Here is a 12,824-nt window from a genome sequence, read left to right as displayed (position 1 = left end):
CCAGGACCCGGCGACAGTTGTTGTTTCGCCACTGGCCGAACGAGTTCAGCGGCCTGGTGCCGGAGTCGGCGGGGTCGTGCTACCCCGCTGCCCCTACGCTGGCGACACGAGGGAATGGTAGGTACTGATGAACCAGCACGCAGCGGCACGTGCCAGGGCGATCCCTGACACGATCCGGGCAGACGTGGAGACGCTGTGGAGCTACCACGACATGCGCCACGAGTTGCGCCCGTGCGACGTGGGAATCGGGTTGGGCAGTCATGACCTCGGTGTGGCCGTCATCGCGACGCGCTTGTTTCACGAGGGGCTGTTCCCCAGGATCGTGTTCACCGGCGCGAACGCTCCGACGACCGTCGAGCGGTTCCCGAGCGGTGAGGCGGTGCACTACCGCGAGTACGCCGTCGAGCGGGGCGTTCCCGTGGAAGCGATTCTCGTGGAGCCGCGTGCGACGAACACCGCCCAGAACCTGGAGTACTCGCGTCAGATCCTGACCGAACACCGGATCCCGGTGAGGTCGGTGCTGATCATGTCGCGGCCCTACCAGCAGCGTCGGGCCTACGCCACCTGCAGGTTGATGTGGCCGGAGGTTGATGTGGTGTGCGCGTCGAACCCGCTCGAACTGGACGACTATGTAATCAGCATCGGTGACCCGCGGCGCGTGGTGGACATGCTGGTGGGCGACACGCAGCGGATCGAGGTGTACGCCGAGCGCGGGTTCGCGATCCCGCAGGAGATGCCGGACGAGGTGCGGACGGCGTTCGAACGCCTGGTGGCGGCCGGCTACACGAGCCGGCTGATATGAGCCCAGCTACCAGCGCGGCTCTCCTGACCGGACGCCCATCCGGTCGCTGAGTTCGACGGCCAGTCGGGGCGGCCGAGGGCGGGTGAGGATGTCCCGGACGAGGTCGCGGGAGAGCTGGTGGTAGCGCACCTGGTCAGCACCGATGACCTCTGCGTTCAGGAGCGCGGCGAGCGCGTCGTCGATGCGGTTCCATCGGGCAAAGGCTCGGGCGGTTTCGATGGCGTGGCGAACCTGTCGCTCGACGGGCACGGTGCTGGTGTCGAGTGGGGCGCCGATGGCGATGGCGCGCTGCACGTCGCCGAGTTCCATGGCCACGGTCGTCTTGTGGATCGTCACGTTGGTCGGCCCGAACGCGGTCCACACGTGGTTGCCATCGGCACCGAGCCGCTGTGCGGCGGCATCGGCCTCGGCGATGTGGGTGTCGGCGGATGCTCGGTCGTCGTCTCGAGCGGCGGCCAGCGCGCAGACGAGATGCAGGCTGCCGTAGACCGACAACAACTGCGGAGTCGCCTTGGCGAGCCGTGGTTCCAGAAACTGCGCTGCGGTGGCGGCGAGGCGGCGGGCTTGGGCGTATTCACCGATGGAGGCCAGGGAGTGCGCAGCAGAGCGGCTGAGTGAGCCGATGACGACGTGGTCGTGGCTGGCGTTGGCGGCGGCCAGCCCTCGGCTGGCTGCGGTCCACGCGAGGTCACCTTCGCCGAGCTTGGTGAGGAACAACGCGGCGAGCTGGTGGGCGTAGGCGGTCATCGCGTGCGCTCGCTGGCCGTTGTCTCCGTCGTACACCTCGGTGGCGGTGAGGCAGTCGTGGATGAGGTAGGGCAGCCGGCGGGCGAGGGTGCCGTACCGGGAGTGCTGGTAGGCGGTCCAGATCTCGGCGACGTCGTCCTCGATCTCGCGCAGTGCGGGAGCTTCGACGTCCCCCGTGCTGGCCAGCGTCGGCGCGAGGTGCCGATAGTCGTGGAGCGCGGCCCGCAAGGCCGGGATGGTCTCGCGTCCTGAGTCGTCCGACCACTCGAACAGGCTCGGTGCGCCGATCAGGTCGCCGAGGGACACGTCGAGGGCTTTGGCGATCGCGCGTATGACCGATAGCCGGTCGAGGTCTGCCCGGTTCGTCTCGACCTTGCGTAACCATTCCTGGGTCTTGCCGACCAGACCGGCCAGCACCTCCTGGGAGAGCCCTCGTCGACGCCGGTAGAAGGCGACGCGCTGGCCGATGGTCATGTCTTCCGTCATCCCTCGCACACCATCACCCTGCCCGCTGAAGGCCGCCGGACCCGGTACGGATTTTCCCGGTCCTCCACACGGGCCGCCCCTACGTTCAGTTCACCTCGGATCACCGGCGTGTGTCGATGCCGGTGTCGGGATGGCTGACAGGGAGCTGCAGATGGAGGGATCGATGGGCGGCGCAGCACACCACGGCTTGGGCCGCTGGCTCGGTCCGTCCGGGAGCGAAACTGTCTCGGTGTTCTCCCCGCCTGCGTACCGCCATGAGGGCTGCGTGGGTGGGTGATCGGCGGCCTGCTCCCAGCCGCCGTGATGCGGCGGCGGGCTCGCCATTCCCCCGGCGAGCCCGCCGCTCATCGTTCCTGGCGGGGGTGGCGGCATGACGGTGTACGTCTCGCGCAACGCGATGGCCGGTCAGTCCCGACGCACCGAGCCCAGGTGGACGTCCTCACAGGGGCGGGGGTGGCCCGCTGATCCGCCGCTGCTCACCTTCGTGTGGCGTCGGTTGTTCGAGCAGCAGGCCCGCGAGGGCGGTCGCCGATGACCGGGCAGCAGCGCCGTCTCGCGGCGAACCGGCTCGCGCCAGCCGAGGTGGAACATCTGCCGATGCGCCCGCTGTGGCTGTGCCGCCGGTGCGGGCAGCCGTGGCCCTGCGGTGCGGCGAAGCTCGCGCTCCTCGCGGAGTACCGGGAAGAGCCGATGAATCTGTTCCTCTACCTGGCCGGCTGCCTGCACGACGCGATCGACGACCTGCACCGGCTCAGCCCGAGCGTCACGGGAAGCGCCGCCGACATCTTCGACCGGTTCCTCGGCTGGCCCGCTCGCCGCACCCACGCCTACCGCGTCAACACCACCACGGCCGTCAGCATCGAAGAGGCCTCCTCGTGAACGGCATTGCCCTCATCAACTTCATCGGCCATCCGGCGATCGTCGGCAGCTTCCACACCCTGGTCGTGCAGCCGACCGCATCTGCAACCTCGGCTGCATCTACCGCTACCTGTCTGACCGGAGTATCCCCAGCCTGAGCGGCGCGGTCGCGCAGGCTTGTGCCGAGTCGATCGCACAGCAAGACAGCGGTCTCGTTCTACCGCGCACGCACGAGCCGGCTCTCCATGACTGTGAACTTGCGCTCGATCAGCCCGCCTTTGGGCGATCAGGAGCCGCCTGCCGAACGCGGCGCGTACATGATCAAGGCGACGCCGACGAGGCAGATGCCTGCGCCGATGACGTCCCACCGGTCGGGCCGGAACCTGTCGACGATGACGCCCCAGGCGAGGGATCCGGCGACGAACACGCCGCCGTAGGCGGCGAGGATGCGCCCGAAGTTGGGGTCGGGTTGGAAGGTGGCGACGAATCCGTACGCGCCGAGGGCGATGACCCCGGCGGCGATCCACCACAGGCCGCGGTGTTCGCGCCAGCCCTGCCAGATCAGCCACGCCCCGCCGATCTCGAACAGGGCGGCGACGGTGAACAGCAGGATCGAGCGGACGACGGTCATCGGTGGACCGTACCGAGGTGGCGCGGTCCACGATCATGCCGGTGGGCTGGTCGGGCGTCGGCAGTCGCTCCCGCCGAGCCGCCCGCGGCGGATCGGCCAAGGTGCTCCTCGGCTGCGGTGGCGACCTGGCTGCTGGGCGATGCGCTCACGCCGTCATCCGGGCGGCGGCGCGCAGCGCGAGCGCGTCGAGGACGTCGACGTGCGCGGCCGGCACCTGCACGTCGAGGCGTAGCGCGCCGGCGTCGGCGGCGATGGTGAACGAGAAGAACGAGCAGCAGGAGCTTTCCCGGGCGGTCAGGTCCCGGGTGGTCGCCTCGGCGGCCGGGTCGAGACGCCACCGCAGTGCGGTGGGGGACAGCCGTTCCTGCTGGAGCAGAGCGGTGGCGAACAGGTCGTCGAATTCGGCCAGCCGCAGTGGCTGTTGGGCGCTCGGCAAGGTGCACGACTCGGGCACCCACGTCTGGGGATCAGTGGTCATGTCAACGACGGTAGGCCTTGTTTCGTCGATCGCCGCCGGTTCGAGGGCGCTCAGACGGTTGGGCGCTGGGTTCACGCCTTGGGTGGTGTGACACGTTGCCGGCGCCCGGAGGCGCCGGCAACGGTGGGTCAGCTGGCGTGGGACAGCCGCGTGGTGATGCGCAGGCCCACGAGGGTGTCGTTCAGCCACGGCACCCGCTCGTGGTGCAGCCCGGCGGTCATCTGGTCCGCCCAGACCTCGTACCGCTGCATCAGCGCGTTGGCGCGGGACCGCGCGCTGGTGATCAGACAGTCGCCGAGGGGGTCACCGGGCAGGTTGGACGAGTCGACAGCGGGCTCGCAGGGCACCTTGAGGCTGACCTGGTCGCGCAGCGGACGGCTGAGGTCGAGCGGGCACGGCGTGGGCCCGCAGAGGGTGTAGTTCCCGCTCGCCCTGGCATAGGCATTGCCGATCTTGGCGTCCGTCGGCATGTTCACCGGAAGCTGGTACTGCCCGAACAGGTTCGCCGATAACACGTCGTCGGAGTCGAGGGCGTTGGGCAGACCCAACCTGGTGTACGCCTGCAGCAGCCGCGCGGCGGTGTTCACCTTTTTCAGGGCGGTGGGGATCGACCCGCTGACCTGCGTGCTCTGGTCCCGGACCCGGTCGTACATCAGCTTCTGCCGGGCCTGGAGGAAACCGCGCAGGGTCGGTGTCAGCGTGGTGTCCAGCGCCGTGTTGGTGGTGGCCGTCGCGGCGCTCGCGAAGGCGTACCGGCCGGTTGGCCACTTCTGGGTCAGGGCCTGGTCGGGCGTGGTCTCGCTGTCGCAGTTGAACAGCTCGCAGTCGACCTGGTAGACCTGCTCGTCCGGCCAGGTGTAGTCGGCGGTCCGGGAGTTCTGCCAGGCCGCGTTGGAGTTCAGTCGGAACCGGCTGTGGATCTGCAACCGCAGCTTGCCGTAGTGGCGGATCACTCCGGTGCCGTAGCCCGTCGTCCGCGTGTAGACCCAGCTCGGCGTGTAGCAGTGGCCGACCTCGGGCAACTCCCGCACCCCGGCCGGCGGCTCGTCGAGGCGTGGCGTGTACGCGTACTGGAGTGCCCGCACCACGTTCGACATCAGGTCGTAGCGGACGTTACCGGGTCGGTCGATCTGCCTGCTGCCGCCACACGAGGGCACCGTCGCCTCGTCGGCCTTGGCCGGGGCAGGGGCGAGCGGCTTGTCGGTGTCCCAGAACAGGTCGTAGTTCTTGAGGGTCCTCACCTGTACGCCGTTGGCGTCCGGCTCGTAGCGGGCCTGGACCTCGTTGGTCCGGAGAGCGGCGAGCGCTGTCGACAGCTCGTTGGTGGCGCCGACGTACTCGTCGACCAACCCGGTGATCAGGCTGTTGGCGTTGCCGTTGGCCGGCCGACCGAAGCTGGCCGCGAGGTCGGCGATGCGGGTGCCCTCCGCCTCGATCTGCGCCGCGCGTCCGGTGCTGACCTGGGCGGCGTACGTCGGGTTCTGCAGCATCAACATGGCGTACGCCTGCGCGCCGAGGTTCCACACGGTCGGGTTGCCGACCGGTGTGGACGGTTCGACCATCGACGGGTCCCGCCCGCTGGCGACCCGGGCCAGGTAGTTGATCGACCGGGCCTCGCCGAAGCTGTTCAGCACGGTGGTCGGGTCGATCGCCGGGTTGTCGGCGTCGGTGGCGGGCACCACGAAGGCGGCGCCGCTGGTCAGCTGCGTCGCGGTCAGGTGGAATTCGTTCTCCGGGCCGACGAACTCGTTGTACGTCGGGATGGGTTGGCCGAAGTTCTCCCGGTAGCCGAGGTACTTGTTGATGTCGGCGCGGGCGTCGTGCAGGGTGGCGTCGCCGATCGCGGCCAGGACGGTGGCGGCGATGTCCTCCAGGCGCAGGCCGAGCTGGGCGACCTGCTGCTGGACGAGGGTGATCTGCGCGGTGTTGCCGGCGATCGCCGCGTTCAGCTTGTCGAACTGGGCCATCATGTTCGCGTACACCGTGTTGATCTGGGCCTCGACCCGCGCGAAGCTGGCCCGCATCTCGTCGCCGAGGGCCCGCACCTCGTCGCGCAACGCTTTGACCTGGGCGAGGATCTGCGCGTCAAGCGACGGGGCGCTGCTGCCGAAGAGCCCGACGACCGACATCACCGCACCGAAGATGTTGCCGGTCATCGCCAGCGTCGCGGTGCTGAAGATCGATCCCGCCAGGCCGCGGCCGGTGATCGCCGCCGCGTACTTGGAGATCGCGCTGATCGTGGTGAGCACCGCCTCGCCGATCACCTTGGACTTCTTGCCGGCGTCGGGGTCGGCGAACCCGATGAGGGTGGAGACCATGCCCACCCCGGCCTTGATGTCGGAGATCGTCTGCTGCCGGTCCTTGTCCCGGTCCTCGGCGGCCTTCTTCGCCGCCGCGGTGCACGCGGCGCTGGGCGGCCCTTCGGGCGGACACTTCTGGTTGTTCTCGCCGATTTCGAGACGGATCTCCAGGCTGAGGCCGAGCAGCTGCGCATGCAGGGCGGCCAACTGCTGCTTGGCCGCCGCGACGAACGCCCCCGAGTCGCCCTGCAACGCCAGGATCGCGGCGAGGTCCACGTGGGACAGCCCGGGGTCCTGGCTGAGTTCCTGGTAACCGCTGGTGATGTCGACCCCGAACGGTTCGCCCAGGACGGCGTTCCAGGCGGTGGCGACAGGTGCGCTGGCTGCCGCCGCCTGCCGGATCGCGGACCAGACCGTGGCGAGAGCGTCGTCACGGCCGCGCAGCCACTGGGCGGTCCGCAGCGCGCCGGATGCGAGTTCCTCACGGGTGTCCCACGCCTCGACCGTCTTCCCGATGACGGCCCCGATCAGGCCGGTGATCTCCGGTGAGGTCCGGGTGTCGCCGCCGGGCGCACCGAGCAGGATGTCGACGGACTTGAGCAGCAGGTCCTGCTCGGGCAGGAGCAGGTCGAACGCGGTCAGCGAGTCGTCGAGCAGCTGCCTGCGGGTGGTGAGCTGGGTCTGTGCCTGTTCGGCGGTGGCGGTCGGGTGCAGCCGGTGCCACTGGACGAATTCGGCCGACAGCACTGCCGCCGTGATCCGATCGGCACCCTGGAGGTGGGTCTCGGCGACCTGGCCGAAGGCCCGATCGGTGAGGGCGGTCTGCGGGACGGGGACGGGGACGGGATCGGCCGACGCGGGTTCGCCGAAGAGCGCGCTCGCCGCGGTGACCGCGATCATCGCCAGCACGGCGGTCCCGCGCCTTGCGCGCGGGCAACGTTTGGGTGTCATGCCGCGAACGTATTGAGCGGCCTGAAAGGGTGCTGAAACCGCGCTGATTCGCTCGGGGGCGCCGCTCAGCCGGCGTCGGGTGACGTGGTCGGCGCGTCGAGGGCCGGAGCCACCACGGCGAACGCCCGATCGGTCAGCTCGGTCAGGCGCTGCTCGTCGTCTCCCGGCTGCCACTGCTGGAGCACCGTGTCGAGGGCCAGCAGGGCCATCCCGGCCGCCATCCGTGGGTAGGGGTCGGTGTGCGGGTCGAGGCCGCAGCGACTGGCCAGTTCGGTGGCCAGCTCGGCGCGCCACTGGATCTGGCTCTCCAGCCAGCGGGCGTGCAGGGCCGGGGTGTCCAGGATGAGACGGACGACGACGCGGGCCCGCTCGGAGTGTTCCGGGTGGTCGTTGCACGCGGCCAGCGGCACCCAGAGGGCGTGGCGCAGCGCGACCGACGGTGGTTCGGCGGGTGGTCGGGCGGCGAGTTCGGTGATGACGTCCACGCTCATGTCGGCCAGGAACCGGACGACAACGTCCTCCTTGGACGCGAAGTAGCGGAAGAAGGTACGCCTCGACATGCCGGCCGCCGCCACGATGTCGTCGACGGTCACCACGTCGAAGCCCTTGGTGGCGAGCAGCATCAGGGCGGCGTCGCGCAGTTCGTCGGCAACGAGCTGGCGTTTGCGTTCGGCCAGGCTGCTGTCCGCGCGGGATCTCATTCGCCGATGCTACGCCATAAGGTGCTACCTCCTGCCAACGTTGACACCAGACGTATTCCTTGACACTCGGTGTCACCAGTTGCACAGTGGGTCGCATGACTGTCAATGGCTGGTCCACCGAACAGATCCCCGACCTGAGCGGTCGCATCTTCGTCGTCACCGGTGCCACGGCGGGCCTCGGCCTGGCCACCACCCGGGCGCTCGCCAGCCGTGGCGCAGCCGTCGTCATGGCCGTCCGCAACCAGGCGAAGGGTCACCAGGTGGCGGCCGACATCGCCGCGGCCCAGCCCGGCGTCGACCTGGAAGTCCGGCGGATCGACCTCGCCGACCTCGACTCGGTGCGGATGTTCGCCGACGGGATGCACGCCGACCATCGCCGAGTGGACGTGCTGATCAACAACGCCGGGGTGATGGCACTGCCGCGCACTCTCAGCCCGCAGGGGCATGAAATGCAGTTCGCCACCAACCACCTCGGGCACTTCGCCCTCACCGGTCTGCTGCTCGACCTCCTGCTGGCCGGTCGGGACCCGCGGGTGGTCACCGTCACCTCGGTCAACCATCGGCAGGCGAAGGTGCGGTTCGCCGACCCGACCGGCGAGCGGGGCTACTCCCCGATGGGCTTCTACAACACGTCCAAGCTGGCCAACGCCATCTTCGGCTACCAACTGCACCGGCGGCTCAGCGCCGCGGCCAGCCCACTGCGCAGCTTCCTCGCCCACCCCGGCTACACCGCGACGAACCTGCAGAGCAGCGGCAGCACCCCGATCTGGCGGCTGCTGCTGGGCCGGATCGGCAACCCGCTCCTCGCCCAGCCGGTCGACAGTGGCGTCTGGCCGCAGCTGTTCGCCGCCACCGACCCCGCCGCGCAGCCGGGACAGCTCGTCGCACCCGGCGGGCCCGCCGAGCTGCGCGGCCACCCCGCACCCGGGAAACTCTCCGCCACGGTGACCGACCCGGAGCACGGCCGCCGACTGTGGGAACTGTCCGAACAGGCCACCGGCGTACGGTTCGAGTCGCTGCGGCCAGCGAGCTGATCGCAGGACCGTCCGGCAGCCGTCACATCCCAGCGTGCCGGATCGCCCAGGTGGCGAACGCCCGCCTCACTGCCGCTGGCTGTTTCACCCGCAAGCTTCGTACCCATTGGGGTGAAGCATGATTCATCGATGCTCCTAGGGGTGGGTCCGTCCGCCTGTGCCGCTATGGCATCGTCACCCGATCTTGGGGACGACCTCGACGAGGTTGCGGTGCCGGGCAACGGTTGCCCATTGATAGGCGCACATCTATAGTTGCGCGGATCACCACAATCATGGCCGTCGTGACGCGGCCGGGTCGTCGAAGCGCTTCGACGATTCGTCGTTCAGGCCCGTCAGCCGGGTGTCGAGCCTGGTCACACGGCCTCGGCGCCCGCATGGGCGTCTGTCGTACGACATGAGGAGAACCGCATGCGGAACTGGCGCCTTCGGCGCGGAATCACCGCGCTCGCGCTTGCCCTGCTAGCCCTACCGGCCGTTCCCGGCACCGCGCTCGCCGAGCCCACCTACCCGTTCCGAGATCCCGATCTGCCCGTGAGCGCCCGGGTCGACGACCTGCTCGGCCGTCTCACCCAGGACGAGAAGATCTCCTGGTTGCACCAGTACCAGCCGGCCGTTCCCCGGCTGGGCATCGGCCTGTTCAAGACCGGCACCGAGGCGCTGCACGGGGTGGCCTGGTCCACCGACATCGACAACGGCGGCGCGGTGGTCAAGGCTCGCGGCACCGCCTTCCCCCAACCGGTGGGCATGGCGAGCACCTGGAACACCGACCTGATCCGGCAGGTCGGGTCGGCCGTCGGCGACGAGGCGCGCGGTTACCACGCGCAGAACCCCCGGGTCTGGGGGCTCAACCTCTGGGCGCCGGTGGTCAACCTGCTGCGCGACCCCCGCTGGGGTCGCAACGAGGAGGGCTACTCCGAGGACCCGCTGCTCACCGGCGCGATCTCCACCGCGTACGGCGTGGGAATGACCGGCGGTGACCCGAACCACCTGAAGAGCGCACCGACCCTCAAGCACTACCTGGCCTACAACAACGAGGTCCGGCGGGACGTGACCTCCTCGAACGTGCCACCTCGGGTGCTCAACGAGTACGACCGCGCCGCCTTCAAACCAGCCATCGCCGCCGACGCGGCGACCGGGATGATGGCCGCCTACAACCTGGTCAACGGACGTCCCGCGACAGTCGATCCGGACCTGGACACCGTGGTCCGCGGCTGGACCGACCAGACCCTGATGAACGTCACGGACGCCTGGGCGCCGAACAACCTGGTGAACTCGCAGAAGTACTACAGCACCCAGGCCGAGGCGAACGCGGCGATCATCAAGGCCGGGCTCAGCAGCTTCATCACCGACGACACCAACGCCCAGCCGACAGTCACCGCGATCAAGCAGGCCCTCGCCGCCGGCCTGCTCACCGAGGCGGACATCGACGCCCGGATCCGGGACATCCTGACCATCCGGTTCCGACTGGGTGAGTTCGACCCGGGCGGCGGCCGGTACGGCGGCATCACAGCGGATGTCATCAACAGCCCCCACCACCAGCGACTGGCCCGGCAGGCCGCCGGCGAGGCGATGGTGCTGCTGAAGAACGAGCGGCAGGCACTACCGCTGGACCCGGCCCGGACCCGCAAGGTGGCGGTGCTCGGCCCGCTGGGCGACACCCTCTACTCCGACTGGTACGGCGGCGACCTGCCGTACCAGGTGACGGCGCTGGACGGCATCCGCGAACGGTTGGGCGGCTCGGCCAGTGTGAGCGGGCTCGACGGCGCGGACCGGATCGCCCTGAAGGATGTGCGGACCGGCAAGTACGTCTCGGCCACCGGCACCACCGACGCCAACCCGGTTCTCGGGACCGGCGCGACCCCGGCGCTCGTCGCCCAGTTCGACGTGGTCGACTGGGGGCAGGACGTGGTGACGCTGCGCAACGCCGCCAACGGCCGCTACCTCGGTTACAACTGGGGGCCGTTCGTCACCCGCGACGAGCAGCCGAACGGTTGGTACGTCCAGCAGCAGTTCAAGCTGGAGCCGCAGCCAGACGGAACGGTGGTGCTGCGCTACGTCGGCTACGAGACCAAGGAGAGCTGGTTCGGCGCCGACACGTACGTGACGATCGGCGACGACGGCGCCCTCAAGCTCGGCGCATCGACCCCTGCCGCCGCCACCCACTTCAGTCGCGAGCTGATCAGCAGTGGGATCCACCGGGCGGTGGCGGCGGCCAAGGCGGCCGACACCGCTGTGCTGGTGGTCGGCAGCAACCCGTTCATCAACGGGCGGGAGGCGCACGACCGGACCTCCACGGCGTTGAGCGCCGGCCAGGAGGCGCTGGTCAAGGCCGTGGTCAGGGCCAACCCGCGGACCGTGCTGGTGCTCCAGACCAGCTACCCGGTCACCATCCGGTGGGAGCAGGAGCACGTACCGGCCATCGTCTGGACCACCCACGCGGGCGCGGAGACCGGTCACGCCGTCGCCGACGTCCTGTTCGGTGACCGCAACCCGTCCGGCCGGCTCACCCAGACCTGGTACCGCTCGGACTCGCAACTGCCGCCGGACCTGCTGGAGTACGACATCATCTCGTCCCGGCAGACCTATCTGTACAGCACCGCGAAGCCGCTCTACCCGTTCGGCCACGGGCTGTCGTACACCAGGTTCCGGTACGGCCAGCTACGTGCCGGCGCCCAGTCGGTGGCTGCCGACGGGACCATCACGGCCAGCGTCGACGTGACGAACGTCGGCAGCCGGGCCGGGACCGAGGTGGTTCAGCTCTACACCCACCAGCGCACCTCGCGGGACATCACCCCGATCCGTCAGCTCAAGGCGTTCGAGCAGGTGAGGCTCGCGCCCGGGCAGACCCGTACGGTGACCCTGCGCCTGCCCGCCACGGACCTGGCGCACTGGGACGTCACCCGCAGCCGGTGGGTGGTCGAGTCGTCAGTGCACGACCTGATGGTCGGAGCGTCCGCCGAGGACATCCGGGCCCGCGCCGCGGTCCGGGTCCGCGGTGAGACCATTCCGGCGCGGGACCTGTCCCGGCCCACCAGGGCGGAGAACTTCGACCGGTACGCGGGGGTCCGGCTGGTCGACGAGACGAAACCCAGCGGTACGGCGGTCGGTGCCACCGGGGCCGGTCAGTGGATCTCCTTCGACGGTTCCGCGTTACGGGCCGGCGCGCAGACCTTCAGCGCGAAGGTCGCCAAGGCCGGTGCGGGTGCCGGCACCATCCAGATCCGGTTGGGGTCGCCCACCGGCCGGCTACTCGGCACGGCCACCGTGCCCAGCACCGGCGACGACTACCGGTACGTCAGCACCAGCACCGAGTTGGCCCGTGCCGTCGGCACCCGCGACGTGTACCTGGTGTTCGACTCCCCGCTGCGGCTGGCGGACTTCTCCATCAGCTGACCGGCTTTCGGGGCCGGGTCGATCGTCGGCCCGGCCCCGAACGGGTGGTCGGTCAGCTCGCCGTGCAGGTCAGCGTCGGTGTGCCGGGTGTGCCGGTGGACGATCCGAGGAACCCGAAGGTGGTGCTCGCGCCAGCGCCGAGGGCGCCGTTGTAGGCGACGTTGCGGGCGGTGACCGCGGAGCCCTGGCTCGTGACTGTCGCGTTCCAGGCCTGGGTGATGCTCTGACCGCTGGCGAAGGTCCACGTCACGGTCCAGTTGCTGATCGCCGAGGCGCCTGCGGTGACCCGTACCTCGCCCTGGAAGCCGCCGGTCCACTGGCTGGTCACCGCGTACGCAGCGGTGCAGCCAGCCGCCGGCGGTGGGGTGGTGGGTGGTGGCGTGGTGGTCGGTGGCGTGGTCGGCGGCGGAGTGGTGGGTGGCGGCGTGGGGACCGACCCACCC

10 protein-coding genes and 2 pseudogenes are annotated in these 12,824 nt (G+C 69.7%); 6 read left to right on the top strand and 6 right to left on the bottom strand.

Features of this window, described 5'->3' with window-relative positions; all coding sequences use genetic code 11:
* Positions 1-127 precede the first annotated feature (127 nt).
* Complete coding sequence (locus tag IF22_RS0111725; protein WP_030331171.1) at positions 128-802, top strand: YdcF family protein; 675 nt, start codon at positions 128-130, stop codon at positions 800-802.
* A 6-nt stretch (positions 803-808) separates the two neighbouring features.
* Here the strand turns inward: IF22_RS0111725 and IF22_RS0111720 are convergent, their stop codons facing one another.
* On the bottom strand, positions 809-2,035 hold the full coding sequence (locus IF22_RS0111720) for a helix-turn-helix domain-containing protein (RefSeq protein WP_030331169.1): 1,227 nt from the start codon (positions 2,033-2,035) through the stop codon (positions 809-811).
* A 370-nt stretch (positions 2,036-2,405) separates the two neighbouring features.
* Between IF22_RS0111720 and amcA the strand changes: the two genes are divergently transcribed.
* The 3 genes and pseudogenes from amcA to IF22_RS36295 all read left to right on the top strand — a co-directional run.
* Positions 2,406-2,570, top strand: coding sequence for a multiple cyclophane-containing RiPP AmcA (amcA, locus tag IF22_RS35375; protein WP_167337295.1), 165 nt, complete (start codon positions 2,406-2,408; stop codon positions 2,568-2,570).
* The gene (locus tag IF22_RS0111715; RefSeq protein ID WP_030331167.1) at positions 2,567-2,914 is read left to right on the top strand and encodes a hypothetical protein; all 348 of its coding nucleotides are present in this window, start codon (positions 2,567-2,569) and stop codon (positions 2,912-2,914) included. Before amcA ends, IF22_RS0111715 begins: the two co-directional genes overlap by 4 nt.
* Positions 2,911-3,104 (top strand): annotated as a pseudogene (locus tag IF22_RS36295) (cyclophane-forming radical SAM peptide maturase AmcB); the annotation flags it as partial. The gene IF22_RS0111715 and the pseudogene IF22_RS36295, both read left to right, overlap by 4 nt.
* 75 nt (positions 3,105-3,179) lie before the next feature.
* On the opposite strand, the gene IF22_RS0111710 reads toward IF22_RS36295, so the two are convergent.
* The 4 genes from IF22_RS0111710 to IF22_RS0111695 form a co-directional block, all read right to left on the bottom strand.
* Entirely contained in the window at positions 3,180-3,524 is a 345-nt protein-coding gene (locus tag IF22_RS0111710) for a YnfA family protein (protein WP_030331165.1), read from the bottom strand.
* Positions 3,525-3,669: 145 nt separating this feature from the next.
* Positions 3,670-4,002: a hypothetical protein gene (locus IF22_RS0111705; protein WP_030331163.1), complete on the bottom strand. Its 333-nt coding sequence runs from the start codon at positions 4,000-4,002 to the stop codon at positions 3,670-3,672.
* 128 nt (positions 4,003-4,130) lie between these two features.
* Complete coding sequence (locus IF22_RS0111700; RefSeq protein ID WP_156057485.1) at positions 4,131-7,253, bottom strand: hypothetical protein; 3,123 nt, start codon at positions 7,251-7,253, stop codon at positions 4,131-4,133.
* 65 nt (positions 7,254-7,318) lie between these two features.
* Entirely contained in the window at positions 7,319-7,954 is a 636-nt protein-coding gene (locus tag IF22_RS0111695) for an acyl-CoA-like ligand-binding transcription factor (protein WP_030331159.1), read from the bottom strand.
* Positions 7,955-8,049: 95 nt separating this feature from the next.
* On the opposite strand from IF22_RS0111695, the gene IF22_RS0111690 reads away from it, so the two are divergent.
* Positions 8,050-8,988, top strand: a complete 939-nt coding sequence (locus IF22_RS0111690) for an oxidoreductase (RefSeq protein ID WP_030331157.1) — start codon at positions 8,050-8,052, stop codon at positions 8,986-8,988.
* A gap of 408 nt (positions 8,989-9,396) precedes the next feature.
* Complete coding sequence (locus IF22_RS0111685) at positions 9,397-12,381, top strand: glycoside hydrolase family 3 protein (RefSeq protein ID WP_030331155.1); 2,985 nt, start codon at positions 9,397-9,399, stop codon at positions 12,379-12,381.
* A gap of 52 nt (positions 12,382-12,433) precedes the next feature.
* On the opposite strand, the pseudogene IF22_RS36435 reads toward IF22_RS0111685, so the two are convergent.
* Positions 12,434-12,811, bottom strand: a pseudogene (locus IF22_RS36435) (cellulose binding domain-containing protein); the annotation flags it as partial.
* Positions 12,812-12,824 lie beyond the last annotated feature (13 nt).

It is taken from the genome of Micromonospora parva (assembly GCF_000718515.1).
GTDB classification, from domain to species: Bacteria; Actinomycetota; Actinomycetes; order Mycobacteriales; family Micromonosporaceae; genus Micromonospora; species Micromonospora parva.
This window is presented reverse-complemented; position numbering and strand designations above follow the sequence as displayed.

What these genes read in the sequence shown, in the direction of transcription:
- IF22_RS0111725 (WP_030331171.1), top strand. Translation starts at nt 128, where the DNA reads ATGAACCAGCACGCAGCGGCACGTGCCAGGGCGATCCCTGACACGATC.
- IF22_RS0111720 (WP_030331169.1), bottom strand. Translation starts at nt 2,035, where the DNA reads ATGACGGAAGACATGACCATCGGCCAGCGCGTCGCCTTCTACCGGCGT.
- amcA (WP_167337295.1), top strand. Translation starts at nt 2,406, where the DNA reads ATGACGGTGTACGTCTCGCGCAACGCGATGGCCGGTCAGTCCCGACGC.
- IF22_RS0111715 (WP_030331167.1), top strand. Translation starts at nt 2,567, where the DNA reads ATGACCGGGCAGCAGCGCCGTCTCGCGGCGAACCGGCTCGCGCCAGCC.
- IF22_RS0111710 (WP_030331165.1), bottom strand. Translation starts at nt 3,524, where the DNA reads ATGACCGTCGTCCGCTCGATCCTGCTGTTCACCGTCGCCGCCCTGTTC.
- IF22_RS0111705 (WP_030331163.1), bottom strand. Translation starts at nt 4,002, where the DNA reads ATGACCACTGATCCCCAGACGTGGGTGCCCGAGTCGTGCACCTTGCCG.
- IF22_RS0111700 (WP_156057485.1), bottom strand. Translation starts at nt 7,253, where the DNA reads ATGACACCCAAACGTTGCCCGCGCGCAAGGCGCGGGACCGCCGTGCTG.
- IF22_RS0111695 (WP_030331159.1), bottom strand. Translation starts at nt 7,954, where the DNA reads ATGAGATCCCGCGCGGACAGCAGCCTGGCCGAACGCAAACGCCAGCTC.
- IF22_RS0111690 (WP_030331157.1), top strand. Translation starts at nt 8,050, where the DNA reads ATGACTGTCAATGGCTGGTCCACCGAACAGATCCCCGACCTGAGCGGT.
- IF22_RS0111685 (WP_030331155.1), top strand. Translation starts at nt 9,397, where the DNA reads ATGCGGAACTGGCGCCTTCGGCGCGGAATCACCGCGCTCGCGCTTGCC.